General features: G+C 46.0%; 17 protein-coding genes. 7 read left to right on the top strand and 10 right to left on the bottom strand.

The genetic code is table 11. The features are described from left to right. Positions 1-81 precede the first annotated feature (81 nt). The 4 genes from ubiE (at position 82) to A8O23_RS07335 (ending at position 2790) form a co-directional block, all read left to right on the top strand. A complete protein-coding gene (gene ubiE / locus A8O23_RS07350; RefSeq protein WP_066618867.1) occupies positions 82-804 on the top strand; it encodes a bifunctional demethylmenaquinone methyltransferase/2-methoxy-6-polyprenyl-1,4-benzoquinol methylase UbiE in 723 nt (240 codons plus the stop codon). Continuing rightward, on the top strand, positions 753-1508 hold the full coding sequence (gene porT / locus A8O23_RS07345) for a type IX secretion/gliding motility protein PorT/SprT (RefSeq protein ID WP_082882943.1): 756 nt from the start codon (positions 753-755) through the stop codon (positions 1506-1508). The genes ubiE and porT overlap by 52 nt, the downstream gene beginning before the upstream one ends. A 10-nt stretch (positions 1509-1518) precedes the next feature. Next, on the top strand, positions 1519-2271 hold the full coding sequence (locus A8O23_RS07340) for an SDR family NAD(P)-dependent oxidoreductase (RefSeq protein ID WP_066618864.1): 753 nt from the start codon (positions 1519-1521) through the stop codon (positions 2269-2271). A 120-nt stretch (positions 2272-2391) separates the two neighbouring features. Beyond that, positions 2392-2790, top strand: coding sequence for a VOC family protein (locus A8O23_RS07335; protein ID WP_066618862.1), 399 nt, complete (start codon positions 2392-2394; stop codon positions 2788-2790). Positions 2791-2808: 18 nt separating this feature from the next. On the opposite strand, the gene A8O23_RS07330 is transcribed toward A8O23_RS07335, so the two are convergent. From A8O23_RS07330 to cdd, 3 genes are all read right to left on the bottom strand, one after another. Next, positions 2809-3915: a hypothetical protein gene (locus A8O23_RS07330; protein WP_066618860.1), complete on the bottom strand. Its 1107-nt coding sequence runs from the start codon at positions 3913-3915 to the stop codon at positions 2809-2811. Between the two features lie 92 nt (positions 3916-4007). Beyond that, positions 4008-4649: an alpha/beta hydrolase gene (locus tag A8O23_RS07325; RefSeq protein ID WP_066619511.1), complete on the bottom strand. Its 642-nt coding sequence runs from the start codon at positions 4647-4649 to the stop codon at positions 4008-4010. A gap of 11 nt (positions 4650-4660) precedes the next feature. Continuing rightward, positions 4661-5146, bottom strand: a complete 486-nt coding sequence (gene cdd / locus A8O23_RS07320; RefSeq protein WP_066618858.1) for a cytidine deaminase — start codon at positions 5144-5146, stop codon at positions 4661-4663. Positions 5147-5273: 127 nt separating this feature from the next. Here cdd and A8O23_RS07315 point away from each other — a divergent pair, with 127 nt between their 5' ends. Beyond that, the gene (locus tag A8O23_RS07315) at positions 5274-6605 is read left to right on the top strand and encodes a saccharopine dehydrogenase family protein (RefSeq protein WP_066618855.1); all 1332 of its coding nucleotides are present in this window, start codon (positions 5274-5276) and stop codon (positions 6603-6605) included. Positions 6606-6647: 42 nt separating this feature from the next. Here A8O23_RS07315 and A8O23_RS07310 read toward each other — a convergent pair whose 3' ends face one another. From A8O23_RS07310 to A8O23_RS07300, 3 genes are all read right to left on the bottom strand, one after another. Then, complete coding sequence (locus A8O23_RS07310; RefSeq protein ID WP_082882942.1) at positions 6648-7361, bottom strand: tRNA1(Val) (adenine(37)-N6)-methyltransferase; 714 nt, start codon at positions 7359-7361, stop codon at positions 6648-6650. A gap of 175 nt (positions 7362-7536) precedes the next feature. Beyond that, positions 7537-7989 (bottom strand): ribonuclease HI, encoded by a 453-nt coding sequence (gene rnhA / locus A8O23_RS07305; RefSeq protein WP_066618852.1) that lies wholly within the window; start codon positions 7987-7989, stop codon positions 7537-7539. A 154-nt stretch (positions 7990-8143) separates the two neighbouring features. After that, the gene (locus A8O23_RS07300) at positions 8144-8716 is read right to left on the bottom strand and encodes a MarC family protein (protein ID WP_066618849.1); all 573 of its coding nucleotides are present in this window, start codon (positions 8714-8716) and stop codon (positions 8144-8146) included. Between the two features lie 211 nt (positions 8717-8927). On the opposite strand from A8O23_RS07300, the gene A8O23_RS07295 reads away from it, so the two are divergent. Next, positions 8928-9341 (top strand): hypothetical protein, encoded by a 414-nt coding sequence (locus tag A8O23_RS07295; protein ID WP_066618847.1) that lies wholly within the window; start codon positions 8928-8930, stop codon positions 9339-9341. 9 nt (positions 9342-9350) lie between these two features. On the opposite strand, the gene A8O23_RS07290 is transcribed toward A8O23_RS07295, so the two are convergent. Continuing rightward, entirely contained in the window at positions 9351-10412 is a 1062-nt protein-coding gene (locus A8O23_RS07290; RefSeq protein WP_066618844.1) for an aminotransferase class V-fold PLP-dependent enzyme, read from the bottom strand. A 157-nt stretch (positions 10413-10569) separates the two neighbouring features. Beyond that, on the bottom strand, positions 10570-11028 hold the full coding sequence (gene aroQ / locus A8O23_RS07285; protein WP_066618841.1) for a type II 3-dehydroquinate dehydratase: 459 nt from the start codon (positions 11026-11028) through the stop codon (positions 10570-10572). 140 nt (positions 11029-11168) lie between these two features. On the opposite strand from aroQ, the gene xerD reads away from it, so the two are divergent. Then, positions 11169-12068: a site-specific tyrosine recombinase XerD gene (gene xerD / locus A8O23_RS07280; RefSeq protein WP_066618839.1), complete on the top strand. Its 900-nt coding sequence runs from the start codon at positions 11169-11171 to the stop codon at positions 12066-12068. 155 nt (positions 12069-12223) lie between these two features. Here the strand turns inward: xerD and A8O23_RS07275 are convergent, their stop codons facing one another. Both A8O23_RS07275 and A8O23_RS07270 read right to left on the bottom strand, forming a co-directional pair. After that, positions 12224-16009 carry a transglutaminase domain-containing protein gene (locus tag A8O23_RS07275; RefSeq protein ID WP_066618836.1) on the bottom strand — a complete coding sequence of 1262 codons (3786 nt, stop codon included), beginning with the start codon at positions 16007-16009 and terminating at the stop codon, positions 12224-12226. A 457-nt stretch (positions 16010-16466) separates the two neighbouring features. Then, positions 16467-18176 carry a T9SS type A sorting domain-containing protein gene (locus tag A8O23_RS07270; RefSeq protein WP_082882941.1) on the bottom strand — a complete coding sequence of 570 codons (1710 nt, stop codon included), beginning with the start codon at positions 18174-18176 and terminating at the stop codon, positions 16467-16469. Positions 18177-18423: the final 247 nt, after the last annotated feature.

The raw sequence follows: 18423 nt of genomic DNA, 5'->3' as shown, positions 1-18423 counted from the left end.
TAGAGGCGACTTACAACATTATCGGTAAAATGTAGTTAAACCATAGTAGCTTTGCCCTTTCAAATTGAGAAGTAACAATACATGTCAGTAGTTCCTTATAAAGATCAAGAGACCGGAAAGAAGACGCAGGTTGCCCAAATGTTTAACAGCATAGCCAAGCGCTATGACTTCCTTAACCATTTCCTGAGTGCGGGTATAGATATTATTTGGCGTAAGAAAGCGGTGAAACTGCTAGAGCAGACCAAACCACAGTTGTTGCTGGATATTGCCACCGGTACCGGCGACTTTGCCCTGGAGGCGATGCGTTTAAAGCCCCGGCAGATTATTGGTCTTGATATCTCTGAAGGAATGCTGGCGGTGGGCCGCGAGAAAATTAAAAAGCGCGGGCTGGAAAACGTAATTGAGCTGCAGTTAGGAGATTCTGAGAACATCCAGTTTCCAGACAACCATTTTGACGCCATTACGGTGGCTTTTGGAGTGCGTAACTTTGAGAACCTGGAGAAAGGCTTATCAGAAATGTACAGGGTTCTGAAGCCTGGTGGGAAAGCGGTAATTCTTGAGTTTTCCAAGCCGCAGAAGTTTCCTATGAAACAGACCTATAATTTTTATTTCAAGCACATACTACCGGTTTTCGGAAAGCTCATCTCTAAAGATAATGCCGCTTATACGTACCTGCCTGAGTCGGTGCAGGCGTTCCCAGATGGCAAAGACTTTCTGACTATTTTAAATAAAATCGGATTTAAAACCACAGAATGGCACTCACTTACTTTCGGCATCAGCTCCATTTACACGGGCAAAAAATAGTAGCCGTACTCATTATCTTTTTGTTGGGGTTGTCTTCCCCGGCTTTTTCGCAAGGCAGAATTAAAACCGAAAACCTACCAGGGTATGAAGAACGGCTTCTGCGGTGGGGCTTTTCTTTGGGTTTGAACACGTCTTGGTATCAGCTAGAGCATTCACGTAGCTATGTAAACCGCTTGCAGACTGATTCTGCTTACTCTGCTAATGCAGTAAACCGGGTGGGGTTCAACGTCAATTTCATTGCTACCTACCGGTTGGCTCCTAATTTTCTGGTGCGCTTTCAACCAGGCGTAGGCTATCACGGTCGGGCTATAGACTATAAGGGTGATTTACGGTCTGTTTCTACAGATGATTATGTAGTGCAGGAGGTCAATACTTTTTCCCTTGAAATGCCTTTGTTGGTGAAATATGAGTCTTTGCGCCGTAAAAACAGCCAGATGTATTTCATAGCGGGCGTAAAACCATCTTTTGTGGTGGGCGGTATTAAAAAAGGAAACCCAGAGTTATTGCAGGTGGGCAGCTCAGATTTTACTATTGAGTATGGCGTAGGGTTTGATATGTTTTACCCCTTTTTCAAGTTCTCTCCAGAACTCAGGTATTCAAGGGGTATCACAAACTTGCATGAGCCGGCGCACAACAACTTGTACTACAACACCATGCAGCGTCTCACCACCAATACCATTACTCTATACCTCAATTTTGAATAATAACCTCCCCATGGCGCAGAAAATAGCTTTTGTAACTGGTGCTACTTCTGGAATAGGCAAAGCCACAGCCGTTGTGTTGGCGCAGAACGGTTTTAAAATTATTGCAGCCGGCAGAAGAGAGGAACGTTTACATGAACTGGTTGATTTATTCGGGGCAGATCAAGTAAAGACCCTTCAGTTTGATGTACGTGATAACGCCGCCGTGCAGGAGGCGGTCCAGAACCTACCGGAAGAATGGCGTCAAATAGACGTGCTCATTAATAACGCTGGAAATGCACACGGTCTGGCGCCCATCCAGAGCGGCGATGTCAATGACTGGGACGCCATGCTGGATATTAACGTGAAGGGCCTGTTGTACGTGACAAAAGCGGTGCTGCCAGGCATGATTGAGCGAAAGAGCGGCCACATCATAAATATCGGTTCAATTGCCGGCAAAGAGGCTTACGCCAACGGCAACGTATACTGCGCCAGTAAATTTGCTGTTGACGCCCTCTCTAAAAGCATGCGCATTGATTTGGTGCATGAGGGTATCAAAGTTTCAGAAGTGAACCCCGGTGCCGTAGAGACAGAATTCTCTGAAGTACGGTTTAAAGGCGACAAGGCCCGCGCGGCCAGCGTGTACCAAGGTTTTGAGCCTTTAGTGGCAGAAGATATTGCTGAAATTATTCACTTTATGGTCACCCGGCCTAAACACGTGAATCTGGCAGAGGTGATGGTGCTTCCAACAGCTCAGGCATCAGCTACCGTTATCAGCCGCCAATAAAACAGAAAAGCCTTTCAGCATATGAAAGGCTTTTCTGTTTTTAAGCTGTTTTTACGAAAACAAGCCATAAACAGGCAACATAAGGTGAGTTTACTGGTAGAGTAAGAAAATGCCTTACGTATGAAATTTCGCCAAATCAAAGAAACTTGCCTGTACGTGCAAGACCTGACCCGTACCACCCAGTTCTACAATCAAGTTTTAGGGCTCCCTATTATTGCAGAGGCTGCAGGGCGTCATGTGTTTTTCAGAACCGGAAGTTCAGTGCTGCTTTGTTTTATAGCAGAGGTGACCAAAGAAATAAATGATCTGCCCCCACACTTTGGGTACGGCCAATTGCATGTTGCGTTTGAATGCGAGCCAGAGGAGTACTTAAGCTGGAAAGAAAAGCTGCAGCAGGCCGCTATTGCCATCGAACACGAGCAGGAGTGGCCTCACAACCGCAAGTCATGCTACTTCCGTGACCCTGACCAACACCTGCTGGAGATTGTCATGCCCGGCATGTGGGGCAATGACCAATAAATACTGCCAGACAACCTGCTAAAACACAAAGTTGAAGGAAGCATTATACAGAATGCCTCTGAGGTTTCGGTTCAGGTCGTGTAGGGGTAGAAAATAACTTACCTTGTTGTCTAGTAAAATATGTTTGGTTTTAATCAGTTCCAGCCCCATACTCAGGTTTGCAGTAGGCATGGCGCGGCTGTCTTCTTCGTCATTTTGTGTGAGAATAGCCAAGCCTAACTGATAGCCGGTATAGAGGTTAAAGAACTTGCGCTTGCCTCGCCCAAAGTGCTTAGGGTAAAAGTCCTGGCCAAAACCAAAGGCAAACATTTCGCCGTAACGGGTAGAGTCGCTTTTGTCTGTGGCGCCCTCTACTGGGTTTGGGTTCACCTCTTTCATAACCCCCACGGTAAAGTAGCTTTTGCCGCGCGTAAACATATATTTAATTGAATAGCTCTGATACAGTTTAGAGCTTATGCCCGGCTTAGGGTTCTCCACAAACAGTAATCCGTACTCTACGCCTGGCATGTTCACAAACGTCACCTTGCCTGAGGTGGTGGGTACGCTTATTTCATCGTGCAGCTTTATAGAGACTAATGCCAAACTGTCGCGCTGGCTAATGGTTTTGAGTTCTCTTTTTAGGTTTCTTATGACGGCCTCTGACTGAGCCATGCCTTTTTCAAGGGAGATTGTCAACTCAGGCGTAAGATTGCCTCTGTGTAGGGCAGCCTGCAGGCTATCAAGTTTTATTTGCTCGTCTTCCAAATTATAGTGGTACCTGGAAACGCGTTCTGTTTTATCTACCGTGGTCATTACATTGCTTTCCATCCAGCCTAATAAATTGCTGAGTGAGTCAAGTTTGGGCAAATGCTCTGGTGATACCGTAAATTCTACCTCCAGATATTCTGTGGTTTCCTCTTTCTTGTTTATCCGGATGGCAAAGTTCTGCAGAAACTGCGTCAGCATATTTTTTGATTCCGGAAACCGGGCCGTGTAAAGGACCATCCGCTTTTGGGTGTCGTAGAGTTGACCGGTATCTGAAGAGGTTCCGCTCTGGTTAGATCTGTAAGATTGCCCCCATGTTGAGGTAGCGCAAAGAGCCAGGCTTAAAAAGGCAAAGAGAATTGTTCTAATAAAAGTTTTCATAAAAAGATTGAATAAAGATTAATGATAAATTTTATGATATATAAGTATTGTATAGATATATTATTTTGAGCAAATATAATTAAATAGATGAATCAGGAGAATTTTTTTAGGTGTAGCAGCACTTCTGCGTTTAATTCATGCTTGCCTTCAAACGTGATAATTTTTGGCTGAAGCCCAACTTGCCGTACACGGTTAAGTTGCTCCTGCACCCGGTCATCGGCTACAAATTCGTCTTGCAAGCCATACACATAAGTAAGGCGGGTGTTCGCCAAATTTTGCTGGGCAGCCGTCATCTCCATATCTTCCGGAAACACACCAGCCCATAGCACAAACTCTGTCACCGGCCAGTGCGCCTGAGCTAGCCAGCGGCAAGCAGTGGCAGCACCCTGTGAGAACCCTAACACGTGAAGCTGGGCATGAGGGGCTTCCGACCTGACCTGCTCATACACGGCATTTAAATAACCAATGTAATCATGTATTTCATGAAGACGTTCTTCCTTTGTCATCCAGGTGGCGCCTACGCGGCCGTTGAAGCCTTGCAGATAGAACCTTGACAAGGCCTCGGGTGCTAGTACGGCGGTGGTTTCGTCCGCTAATACTTCAAAATGACGTACAAAGTACTTGGCAAGTTGACCGTAGCCATGCAGAACCAACCACACGTGTTGTGTGTGCGGGGTCAGTTCCCCCAGCTGATGCAGATGTGCCGTACGGGAAACCTGTATAGTTCTATGCATTGAAGCCAAGCTTACAGCTGATCTTTGGTGAACATGAACGGAAGCAGGTCTTCTACTGAATTCAAGCGGGTTATTTTACCGTCTTCGGCCTGCATGAGCAAACGGATAGGCGCATTTTGACGGTTCTGGTACTCGGCCAATACCTGACGGCAGGCGCCGCAGGGGCAGGCTTTCAGAAAATGTTTTTCATGTCTACGGCGTACGGTAACGGCCAACATCTCTATTTTTTTATCAGGATGATTAGAGCCTACGCCAAACAATAAAGTGCGTTCGGCGCAAAGGCCCGACGGATAAGCGGCATTTTCTTGGTTGGTGCCCTGGTGCATGCTGCCATCAGAGAGAAGTAAGGCAGCACCAACTAAATAGTTGGAGTAAGGGGCGTAGGCATTTTGGGTAGCTTGTTGGGCCAAATGAAGCACTTTCTGTTCTTCTTGCGTCAGTTCTTCGTCAGAAGTAACTACCTCATAGGTAATGGTAAGTTGTACTTTTTCTATCATATTGTGCGGGTGCCGCAGACCTCGTACGGGAGTCAAAGTTAATAAGATAGCCTGAAAAACCAAGTAGGGTTGCCTGTCCGCCAGAAATTGCCCATTTTGTAAGCCATAAACGCCCTGAACACCCGCTATGAAAAAGATTCTGCTCTTAGGTGCCGGACGCTCCGCCTCCGTTCTGATTGATTATCTGGTTTCTAACGCTGCCGCAGAAAAGTGGCAGGTGACCATAGGAGATGTCACAGTAGATCATCTGGCGCCAGAGGTACGGGAACATGAGCAGGTGAGCGTGTTCCCTTTTGATGTGCATGACTTGGCCCAGCGGGAAACCTGCATTGTAGAGGCCGATGTGGTGATTTCTATGTTGCCGGCGGCTTTTCATCCTTTGGTAGCTGAGACTTGTCTTTCCCAAAACAGACATTTAGTCACGGCGTCTTATGTGCCACCTGAAATAAAAGCCATGGATGAAGAAGCCAAAGAGAAAGGGCTCACCTTTATCATGGAATGTGGTCTTGACCCTGGCATAGACCATATGTCGGCCATCAAGATTATTCATCATATAAAAGCGCAGGGCGGCACAGTTACTTCTTTCAAGTCGTTCACTGGTGGTTTGGTGGCTCCGGAGTCAGACAATAATCCGTGGCACTACAAGTTTACCTGGAACCCGCGCAATGTGGTATTGGCTGGTCAGGGCACGGCTAAGTTTATCCAGAATGGGACCTATAAATACATTCCGTACCACCACCTCTTTAACCGTACTGAAACGTTTCTGGTAGATGGCTTTGGCTATTTTGACGGTTACGCTAACCGCGATTCTTTGGGCTACCGGAAATTGTATGGCTTGGATAATATACCTACCATGCTGCGCGGCACCTTGAGGCGGGCTGGATACTGCCAGGCGTGGCACGTGCTGGTGCAGTTAGGCCTCACCGACGACTCATACTCTTTGGAGGGGTCTGACCGCATGACTTACCGGGAGCTGGTGGAAAGCTTGTTGCCTGCTAAAACACAAGAAAAAAATCTGCGGGAGCGGGTGGCCAAGTACATTGGTTTAAACCCTGAAGCAGATGAACTGCGTCTGGTAGAGTGGACTGGTCTTTTTGATGAACTACCTATAGATCTAGAAAAAGCTACCCCTGCCCAAGCTCTAGAAAAGTTGCTCACCCAAAAATGGAAACTTAGCCCCGGCGACAAAGACATGATTGTGATGCTGCACCAGTTTGAGTATGAGCTGAACGGGCAGCGGAAATCTCTTACCTCCTCATTGGTAGTAATTGGGGAAGATGAAGTAAAAACAGCCATGGCCAAAACAGTGGGTTTACCTATTGGCATAGCTACCAAATTGCTGCTGCAGGGGAAACTGCGTCAAACCGGTGTGGTGGTACCGCTTCAGGCTGAACTGTATGAGCCAGTGCTGGAAGAGCTAGAACAGTACGGTGTGAAATTTAAAGAGCGGGAAGGGTAGTTGTTTTTGCGCTGTTTTGTAGAAAACAAGGCTAAAACAGACTTAAAAAATTAAATAGAATTCCTGCAGAAGCTTCTGGAAGGGGAGGGTATAACTACCGTCTTTTTCACGCACGGGCAGCCAGTGGGTTTGCAAAGGAGAAGCTTGGCGTGAATAGCTATGGATGGCACGCAGCAACTTTCCGTTTGGGGTAGCTTCTATATTGAGTACTTGGTTCGTGAAAAAACCGGCTGTGTTTGCCTCTTGTTCAAAAACTTTTGCTTCATGCGGGGGTAGCAGAATGTGTAGTTTCCCGTTTGGCTTAAGGAACTTTTGAGCAAATGCTACAATCTCTTTAAAAGTAAGCGTACCGGTGTGCTTGGCTGTGTTTTTGGCAACATCTGTAGATTTTAGAGAGGCTTGAAAAAACGGAGGGTTACTGATGATGCTATCAAACAACCCCGGAGCCTGTAAAACAAACTCTTGCAAGCTTTGACGGTGCAACTTCAGCCTATTTGCCCACGGACTAGCCAAAAAATTCTCTTGGGCTTGTGCTGCGGCATCGGGTTCAATCTCCACGGCCTCAATTTGCGCCTCCGGGGCGCGTTGCGCTGCCATTAAACTTAATAACCCTGTTCCCGCGCCAATGTCCAGTATGCGGCGAGCTCCGGCTACATCTGCATAGGCTCCTAACACGCAGGAATCGGTGCACACTTTCATGGCGCACCGATCTTGCTTTATGAGAAACTGCTTAAACTGGAAGTAATCGTTGGCCACTTGTTAATGTGCTGATTTATTAATGTGCTGATGTGCTAATTTTAGTGTGGAGTGCCATCGAGCTTTGGTATAAGTTTTCTGTGGCTTGCTGTCAAAGTTGCTGTTCAAGAAATTTCTAATTTGTTAAGTAGCACATGAACCCATTAAACCATTAGCACATTAACCAATTAGCAAATTAATTCGCGGCTTCAAACCCTTTGTCTGGGGGCAAGTTGGGTTGCAGAGCGGCGGCTACGGCTAATTCGTCGCAACGCTCATTTTCGGCGTGGCCAGCGTGACCGCGAACCCAAACAAATTTTACCTGGTGCTTGCGGTAGATCTTCAAAAACCGCTGCCACAGGTCGGGGTTGGCTTTGCCGCTGAACCCTTTCTTTTCCCAGCCAAAAACCCAACGCTTCTCAACGGCGTCTACCACGTACTTTGAGTCTGAGTAAATGGTAACCGGTATGCCTGGTTTAGTAATAGCTTCCAGGGCAACAATCACCGCCAACAGCTCCATGCGGTTGTTGGTGGTTTTTCTAAAGCCTTCGCTCAGCTCTTTCACATGTGGGCCATAGCGCAAAATAACGCCATACCCGCCAGGGCCTGGGTTGCCGCGTGAAGCACCGTCGGTAAATATTTCTATCAAAACAGAATTTATTGTGTTCTGCAAAATTACCCAATGCTATGGAAGGCACCGCGCAGGGACTGGAATATTTTGATTGGAAGTGATGTATTGCGTGGTGAAAGCAGGGGAAAGTCTGTTTTTGGCTCCTTTTTCAGAAATCAGCCCAAAAACAGCTTTAGAAGCTTACGTGGGTCTTGAACAGTTTTATGGCAATGGCTAACAGTATTACCCCGAACACCTTGCGGAGCACCTCGGTGCCGTTCTGTCCTAGTTTTCGCTCCAGCCAGTTTGAGCTTTTTAAGACTATGTACACGAAAAGCAGGTTCAGCAGAATGCCCACCATTACGTTAGGTAAGGCATAAGCCGCTCGCAGAGACAGGAGCGTGGTCATGGTACCGGCGCCCACAATCAGCGGAAAGGCTAAGGGAACAATAGAGCCTGTTTTAACTTCGGGGTTGGAGTGAAACAGGTGAATGCCCAGCACCATTTCCATGCCCAGCAAAAAGATAATGATAGAACCAGCCAGCGCGAAAGACTGAAAGTCAATACCAAACAGCCTCAAGATTCCATCGCCCAAAAACAGAAATGCCACCATAATACAACCAGCCACAATGGTAGCTTTCTCTGACTGTATTACTCCCTCGCGCCGCCGCAGCTCAATAATGATAGGTATAGAACCCAGTATGTCTATAATGGCAAACAAGATAAGGCTAACAGAAACAATTTCTTTGAGGCTGAAATCAATCATAGTTTTAGCATGAGCCAGATATAATGAGCTGCAAAACTAGCAAATTTACTTTGGCAGCAGCATGTAACTGCATCTGGTTTTCAGTGCATTTATTACGCTTCTTAGGTGGCTTTGGGAATGTTAACTAAATAAAAAGATTTGACACTCTGTACATTGGCAAGAGGATTTGCCTTTTTTAATTCTTACATTAGTTAAACGATATCAAATATTTATGCTGCTATACCAAGACCGCCTTGTTGAATTAAAGTACGAAGTAACGAAAGACATACTTTCAGTGAAGTGGCCTGATTTGATAAAAGGCACCATGGCGGAGCTGAATCATTCTTGTCAGCAGCTCATTAACACCATTAACCACTATGACATTAAGCGCCTGCTAGTTGATTCCCGCAGTTACCAGATTGATTTAGATAGTCAGGATTATAAAGACCTGATTCAAAAATTAGGCAAGGCAATGGCCGCTACCCGGCTGGAGAAAATAGCAAGGCTTATGTCTCCTAAAGAACTTGGGGAGCAGGAAGAATTTGCCCAGACAGTTTACACTGAGGTGGTAGAAGAAATCAAATTTACCATTAATACCCGCAATTTTGAATCTGAATCAGAGGCTGTTGATTGGCTAAAGCAATAAACGTGACCTTTACTGGTAGTTCTTTCGGAAGAAATTTTTCAGCTCGTCGTACTCGGCATCAACAATGGCCGGAAAATTGGCAATCCGGAAGGTGTCCTTCGCCCAGTTTCCGTACCCATTACCCAACGCAATACCCTGGGTGGCCGCGTTCCTTTTTATTTCCTGAATAAGCTTGGCGGGACCTTTCAACGCTATCACCGTGTGTGACCTCACCTCAGGGTTTTCTACCAGCAGCTGTACATCTGTGAACTCTTCAAAAAAAGCATACAGATCTTGCGCCCTTTCCACCAACATCTGGTCTACCTGCTTTATGAGAGGCTTTCTATCCAGAACCTGCCGCATAAGGTACAGGTTAAGCACATTGGGGGTGTGGCCTGTCTGGTAATTGAGCATTTTCTCATAGAAGTATACCAGGCTGTTGTAATGCTTTTTGTCATTGAGCGCCTTGGCCCGCTGCATGGTGCGGGGAGAGCAGACCATCACGGCCATGCCAGCCGGTAATCCGAAACACTTTTGCACGGAGGCAAACCAGATATCTGCCCGAATGAACTTCAGGTTCAGGCCGGCCATGCTGGAGGTGGCGTCAATGGCTAATAGCGGGTCTTTGTGTTGATTCTGCAGCTTCAGCAGGGTTTGCATGTTGACCTGCGTACCGTTGGAGGTCTCGTTTTGGGTTACGCAAATCACATCAGTATGGTCCTCTACAGGCAAGAGAGGAGCATCTATCGCATCATTCAATTCAAATGACTGCCCGTAAGAATCAGGGCGAAGCTTTTTAGCATACTCCAGCCATTTCTCACCAAACGCTCCGTTATACACGTGCATGCTTTTGTTAGGAGTAAGGCTTTGGGCAATAATTTCCCAGCACTCTGTGGCCGAAGAGGTGAAGAAGATATAATAGTCTTGGGGTATGTTCAGTTTCTTGCGCAGTAAACCTACTAAGTCGCGCATCATCTGCACAAAACGGTCACTGCGGTGCGGAATGCTCAGAATGCCCTCATCATAAGCCATCACAAGGTAATCTCTCACCTCAGGATAAACTTTTGAAGGGCCGGGATAAAAATTGAGCATGGGTAAAAGGGCTTTAGGTGGCGGTGTGTTGGTTCGGCTTATCAATCTCCTCCTGCACTTGGGTGCGCGTTTTAGGGCTTGTTTTAGAAAAACAGGCCTGAAACAGAAAAGTGAAGGTGTGGTGCGAACTTGTGGTACACCTTAAAACGCAGTTGGGTTACGCTTTGGTGTAATTAAATCCAACCTTATTTGGCCGCTGGCGCTCAAAGTACTGCAAGGCAAGCCGATAACTTTCCAACCCAAATCCGCTGATGCTGCCCTTGCAGCGGCCGCCAATGAAGGTGGCGTGGCGAGTAGCCTCACGGGCATACACATTAGAGATGTGCACCTCAATGACAGGTGCCTCAATGGCGGCAATGGCATCTGCTAAAGCCAAGGAGGTGTGGGTGTAGGCACCGGCGTTGAAAACTATGCCCTGATAGTGGAAACCTACCTCGTGTAATTTGTCTATGAGAGTGCCTTCAGTGTTTGATTGAAAATACTCCAGCTCCAAATCAGGAAAGGCCGGAACCAAGTCTTTTTCATAGTAATCTTCAAAAGACCTTGAGCCATAGATAGATTTCTCGCGTTTGCCCAATAAATTAAGGTTAGGCCCGTTGAGTATTAAAATTTTCATAATAACTTTCTGCCTTGCTGTCAGGGTGAGGTTAAAAAAGCAATTCTGCGCTAAATGTACGGAATAAAACTTTTAGGCCTCTTTTACTGGCAGAAACCTTAGCATGTTGCTTATCTTAAAACACCCATTTCACTTCCCCCATGAATTGGTCTAACAGTCTTAAACAATTTCAAGGATACCTGCAGGTAGAGAAATCCTTGTCTGGCAACTCCGTAGAGGCCTATCTGCGTGATGTCAAAAAGTTAGTGCAGTATTTTGATTCAACTGGTCAGAAAGTAAATCCGCTTGACGTAGAAGCCAGCCATCTGCAGGGTTTCCTGGAATGGATTAACGGCTTGGGCATGACCTCCCACTCTCAGGCGCGCACCATCTCAGGCATCAGGGCATTTTACAAGTTCCTGATCATGGAAGACCTGCTCAATGCAGACCCCACAGAAACCATTGAAGGCCCTAAACTGCAGCGCAAACTACCTGATACCCTCAGCTACGACGAGATAGTTTCCCTTTTTGAAGCTATAGACGTGAGCACTCCTGAAGGCACGCGGAACAAGGCTATGCTGGAAACCTTGTACAGCTCTGGTTTGCGGGTGTCTGAGCTGATTGAGCTGAAATTGAGCAATCTGTACGAAGACTTAGGCTTTATACGCGTGACCGGAAAAGGAAACAAAGAGCGCCTGGTACCCATTGGCCGCGATGCACTTAAGTACATTAGGGTATACTTAGATGGTGTGCGGCGGCACCAAACCATTAAGAAAGGCCACGAAGATTTTGTTTTCCTTAACCGCCGCGGTGCCAGCCTTACCCGGGTTATGATCTTTAACATCATCAAAGATCTGGCGGCCAAAACCGGACTAGAGAAAAGCATTAGCCCGCACACATTCCGGCATTCTTTTGCCACGCATTTAATTGAAGGCGGTGCCGATTTACGGGCCGTTCAGGAAATGTTAGGCCATGAATCCATCACCACCACTGAAATATACACGCACCTAGATCGTGACTACCTCAAGCAGGTGATCCAAGACTTCCACCCAAGAAGTTAATTAATGATTGTTAGTTGTTGATTGCTTTTCTGATTCTATTGGTGCCTTCTTGCAAGGTATGTATTACGTTTTAGCCCTGTTTTTTCAAAAAGAGGTTAAAAACAAAAGCCCCGAAACCTACTGGCTTCGGGGCTTTTGTTTGTTTGAAATGTTGGCTATTTCAATGCCAGTTGGCGAGCGTCGGCGGCTATTACTTTTTTGTAAAACGCCTGGAACTCGGCCATTTGCTGAGGTTGAATTTTATCTGTGGTGAAGCGCAGCTCTCTGGTGAAAACTAATTGGTTGTTCACTCTTTTGTAAGTTAGGGAGTATTCGGCCACCTGGCATTTCAGGTTTACCGACTGAGGCACTTCTGCCAGCACCTTTTTAGCAGGCAAGGTAAGCGAGATGGTGGAACGGTCATGGTCGGCGTACAGCATCTGAGACAGATCCATAATGGAGTTGCGGTTCTCAGTGAAAGAGAAATCCTGAGCAGTTGCTTTGTTTAACCAAGGCAGTGTGAACAAAGACATGCCACCTACCTGCGTTACCACGTCTGGTACTTGGTAAGTCAATTTGCACTGCACGGTATCTTGTAACCCATCTAATCCTTTAAATACCAAAGAATTCAGCTTGAAACCAGCCAGTGCAGAACCAAAGGCCTCAGTGATTTGGCGCTCACGGTCTTGCTGGCCCGCATCGCGGTAGCGGTATTTCGCATCGGCCGCCATGGCACCGGTACGGTAATATTCTTCTTCTACGTTCAGGTCATTGTCTACAAGTGAAACCTTGGATACGCGGCTAATTACGTTCTGTGGTCGGGTTTTAGGGTTCAGGTGCGTAAGCGTACGGCTCACAGGCGTTTGCTCATCATCTATCTCCAGAATAGCCGACTGTAGCGAGCTCTGGTACATGCTACCAAAAGGCAAGAAGTTAGAAGTAAGCTCCACATACGTCTCCTGACCTGGAATATTTACTTTGGCAATACAATGGTTAAAGTCAATGGAAGGCAGCACCAGGTCGTCGTAGCCATTGTCGCGGGTGTTCACCAGTACCAGTTGGGCCGGTACACCTACTTCGCGGCACATGGCCACAAACAAGGTAGAAACATCTTTACAGTCGCCAATTTTAGTGTTGAGCACTTGTGAAGGCTTCTGAGGTACTAAACCGCTTTGGCGGAACGATATGGAACTGTAGGTGATGTTAGTGGTAATGTAATTGTAAATAGCCTGGGCTTTCTGCAATTGAGTCAGGCCTTTTTTGCCTGCAAATACTTCTTCTACTGCTTGCTTTACCTCAAAGTCGCCACGGGCTTTAGAGGCAGCCAGGTCTGCATACCAGTTAGAGATGAATTTCCAGTCTGGGAAAGAAGAGATGTACAGTGTTTGGCCCACATCAGACAGTACAGGCATTTTGTCTTCGCTCTTCAGTGCAGCCTGGTCTTTTTGCTCCCACACATACAAGTCAAATTCATTGTCAAGCCCTTTCTTTATGGTAGGCTCCAGTTTTTTCTGCGTTACCTGGTACTGGAACTTTGCTTCCGGATCAACCAACAAGCTATAACGGGTTGTTTTGTAAGGTAAGAAATGGGTGAAGAACTGACGGTCCCAGAAATGAGGAGCCAGTTTGCCTAACAAATGGTTCTCTAGTTTATAGGTTACATGAATGGCGTCACCTGGTTCCAAGTTAGTGAACACTAACTGTCCATTGTTTCCTTCGGCGGGTACTTTACTACCGTTTTGCTTAACCACCTCGGCCTTCTCCACCAAATAACGCTGCATGTTGTGGTAGCCAATGCCGTATTCTTTCCAGTGTTCAACGCCTTGCTGGTTAAAGGTTTTTACTACCATAGTGCGTTTTTCTTCAGAAGCACCGCCTTTGTACACCACCTTCTGTACTTCATCCAGCAAAATGACGCTACTGTGCTCAGGGTATTCAGATGCGCCCGGTGCATTTTTGATAAGCGCGTACACATCTGGCTGGTTAAAGTAGCTGAACACTTCCTTTTTGTTTTCCAGCTGACGAAGTTCTTTCAGGCTCTTGTAATCAGTAGGATCTAACTGAATTGCCTTGCGGTAAGCCGACATGGCTTCTTCTTTTTTCTGCTGGGCACTCAATGATTTAGCCAAGTCTGCCCAATAGGTGCCAATAAAAGGAGCCAGTTCCAAGGTTTTGCGGTAAGCCTCTTCGGCCATGCGGTAGTTTTGCGCTTGGTTGTAGATTCCGGCAATGTTGTGCTGAATACCTACTGCGGCGGGCTCCTGTTTTATATACTCCTGATACAGCTTAAGGCCATTGTTCATGTCGCCTTTGTCAAAGTAAATTGAAGCCAGACGCTGTGAAACTCCATAAGACCGATTGGCTTTCAGGTACTTTTTGAGCACATTGGCGGCGTTCTTCTGGTTTTTGTTCACGTTCTTTTCAATCATGTATTTGAGCTCCATGAACGTGGAATTCTCTGGGTAGGCAGAGTACCCTTTCTCCGCCAACTGAATGACCTCGTTGTATTGCTCTTTTTTAGAAAGTACTCCTATGCGTTTGGCTAAAGTAGACTCATTGGCACCTTGCTGGCGTTCCATTTGGTCCAGCATTTCCAATGCTTTGGTATAGTTCTCTTTCTCTACTTCTTCTTCAAACAGCAAGTTCAGGGAGTAAGGTAACTGAGAGTCATGCTCTTTCAACCATTCCAGAGCGGTAGTAAGAGAGGTGCGGTTATCTTCGCGGCCATAAGCTTCCAGTTGCTGCATCACCACGTAGCTGCTGTTAGGAAGTTGCTTCTGGGCCGTGCGGTAAATTTGACGGGCCTCAAAGGTTTTGTCGTTGCGCAGGTACGTCTGTGCTAATAGCAACAAGGGTAACGTCTGCGACGGATTTTTCTTTACCAGGTCCTGAAAATAGACCTCATAAGGCAGCGTGATGGGGGCAGGGGTGGGACCATTGTCTTTAGAGTAAGCCTGAGTGGCTGTAGTGGCGGTAAGACCTTGTAAGGGATTGCCTTTTTCATCGGTTAGGCGGGCCATGAAATTAGAGCGGTCGGCATAGCTTTCCCCCACCTGAATCAGAACACGGTTGTAGCCTTTTTTCAAGGTCACCGGCGTGAGGTACGTATCTAAGTCGTTGTTTCGTTCTATGTCATCGGCAAAAACCAAGCGGTCGTTTACCCAGGCTTTCAGTGAGCCAGAAACACCTAAACGTAGCTGGGCATTTTGTTCTTTGGGGCTGTTGACAAAGGTTTGTGCATAAATCACGGCATCACTGTGGTAGAAGTGATAGGTGAAATCAATCCAGCGGTCTGAGCGAGTGGCTGGTGGCGTAAACCAGGTAACAGTGGCACCGTGCTTGTTTACAAAAGAGGCATTGGCCTCAGGTTTGCCCAGGGGGCCAAAATCTTTCCCAAAGCCACTGCCAGACATGTTCTCAAACTCGCCCGCCATTTGCCACTTATCAAGGGCTCCTATTTTAGCGTAAGTTTCATGCGCAGCCGCCATTTGGTTACTGCTCTCATAGTGGCTGCCTAATATTGAATAAGCCATGGCTTTGAGTGTGCCTTCCAGCTTAGGGTCATCAATCAATTGCTTTAGAAAAGCCAACTGTGCCGCAGACTTCTTACCGCTGCCCCCCATGACAGAAGACGTTGACCACAGTGCATACAGATATGGAGTGGGTTCGGGCGATGTTTTGTAAAAGTTCAGAAACTCTTGAAAAGCCTCAGCTGAAGTTTTGTCTTGGCTGGCCAAAAGCGACAGGCCCAGGTGCGCCTCCGCCTTGGTGGCAGGATCAGCAGTAGCTTTTTTAAATAGTTCCCGCGCCTCAGTCCGCTGGTTCTCATGAAACTTTTGCCAGGCCTGCTCTAGGGTAGAAGGGGCAGGAGTAGCGGCCACAGAAGGAACGGCCGGTAAAAGGTACACCAACAGCAACAACACAGCTACCAGCCGGCGGGTGAGGGTAAGTTTTGATTGCATATTAAATATTGAGAGTGAAATACTCCCTTAAGTACCACAGATTCTGCCAACTTTTCAAACCAATAGTGAAATTTTTAGAAGAAATAATGTGCTGGTGCTGTTTTAACCTTGTTTTCTGGAAATCAGGGTAAAAACAAAAAGCTGGCTTTGGGCCAGCTTTTCAGATAGATTGAAAATATACAATGTCAGCGCTTGATCATTTTAGGTACTTGCAGGATGTCAGCAAGTCTAAAATAATAGAGATGTTTTTTCGCTGTTTATAAAATGTTCAATTGAATAAAAGAAATTAGTTCAATTTTGTTTTGGGCTTGTTTTTAAGAAAACAAGCCCAAAACGGCAGGCGGCCCTACAATTAATTATACCAATTTGTCTTATTTCAACGATCTAAAAAAGTCTGCTCTTCCAAGGTTTGAAATGAATGGAGGGCCGCTCTACTTGGTGCGGGGGTACGCTACTGTTAATTCTTCACAATTCTGACTACCTGTACGCCTTCCTGGGTTTGCAGGTGGCAGAGGTAAACACCGGCGGTCATCGTTTCAAGGTTAAGGCTCAGTTCGTGTACGCCTTGGGTAAGTTTGCGGGTAGGGTAGGTTTTAACCGTTTGTCCTACCTGAGATACTATTTTCACGGCTACATCAGTTGCTTTGGTCAGTTCTACCTTCAGGGTGAGTTCAGACGTGAACGGATTTGGCCAGGCGCTTACGGTTGGCTTTTGCAAATCTAGAGCCTCGTCCGGAGAGCTTAGAACTGTAGAGCATTGTATGTAGGCGCTTTCTTTAATGTTAGCCATTTGCGCTACACCGTTTACAAAAATCACATCAGATTGAAAGGTTAATTTTTCGTCTCCTTCTTCTTCATACACTACTCTACGGCTTGGTATCCAGGCATTACCCACAAAGTTTTCTGTTTCAAAAGAAGTGTAGTTGCCACTGGGTGTGTAAGTGTAGCTGGTTCTTGAATCAGAAATCCAGCCGCCGCTTCCATCGGCTAAGAAACTAGCTTTCACAGAAACTTTTCCTGCAAACTCGTGACCGTTGCCATAGTAAGCATAGGTTTCTTTTTTATAAGGGTCCAGGTTCCCGCCTTCATAAAAGCGTCTGTTCTCTACCTTTTCTTCCAGCTGGTTGGCGGTGTTGTAGGTCAAGACAGTGTTAGACAGGTAATTCCAAACTGAGTTGTCTTCAATGTCGGCCATATAATTCTCTATTCTCACTAAACGGCCGTTCTCATAGATGTACAGACTGCGCTCTGAATTGTTGATACCCGTACCGTCATTCTCTTTCTTTACTTCCTCCTGTACCTCATTTTGGGCGTTGTAAGTGGTAATGGTTTGGGTAACAGGCACCCAGTAGTTAGGGCCCATTGAAATAAAGTGCATGGACTCTCTGCGGTTGTTTACTTGAGTCACCTCTAGTTTTTCATCATCTTCCCAAGTGCCTTTCTGGCCAGATCTCAGTGACAGGTACCCGCCATTTCTGAATCCTTTAATCCACACACCGTCATAATAATCTATGTTACCAACTTTGGCGTCATCTTCAGAGGTTATTTCATATTCTAGTGGATTAGAAGCATCATAGTAGAACTTGTAGGTTGTGACATCTACGCCAGTTCTGGTATCATTAGAATACCTGTTGAAGTCTTTTATAACCAACGGCTGGAACATGTCCAGATCAGAATCCCAGAAGCCTTCATAATAAGACAGGTCTTTCCATTCTGATCCTACTTTTTCAGATATGAAAATCACCAGGATGTCTTCAGGGCTGAGTGAGCCCATTCCTTTTCTTACCTCGGCTATAAACTGGCCGTCTGCGGTGACCTCATCATAAGTAATGGTGAAATCATATTCCGTTAGATACTCATAGCGCTCTAGATAATGCTTTTGTACTCCATCTTTTAGAACACTTATCTTTCCTTCAGTATAACACCACTCTGGGGTGTACCTAGCGTTGGCAGCTCTTGGTTTGTTTCTGCTGGTGAGTAAACGTTTGGCTGCTTCTTCTGCAGAGTCAAAATTCTTGAATTGCTGAGCCTGAGTACGGTCTCTCTTCAAGGAGAACTGTTTCCAGAAGTTCTGTGCCTTTGTAAAAACCTGGGTATTGTTCTGGGCGAAAGACTTAGTGCCAAAAGTAAGGGCACACAAAAGCAAAGCGATGACGAATGAACGCATAATAGTAAGTTTGAAACTGTTTAGGGGTTTACTTAAATTGTAAATAAATTAGTTCTTGCCAATAGATGAAGTAGATCCTCTGGTTTTACATTAGGTTCTGTGGTTTCACCTTTATAGCAGTTCTTTCATCATAAGATGATATAATTGATGTAAAGGTTGTATGATGTTTATATTAAATTTGATTATTTGATTTTAAGTGTAACTATAATTCTTTCTTAGCTAAGTTCTGTGTTAAAGACATAAATAG

The organism is Rufibacter roseus (assembly GCF_001647285.1).
GTDB classification, from domain to species: domain Bacteria; phylum Bacteroidota; class Bacteroidia; order Cytophagales; family Hymenobacteraceae; genus Nibribacter; species Nibribacter roseus.
This window is presented reverse-complemented; position numbering and strand designations above follow the sequence as displayed.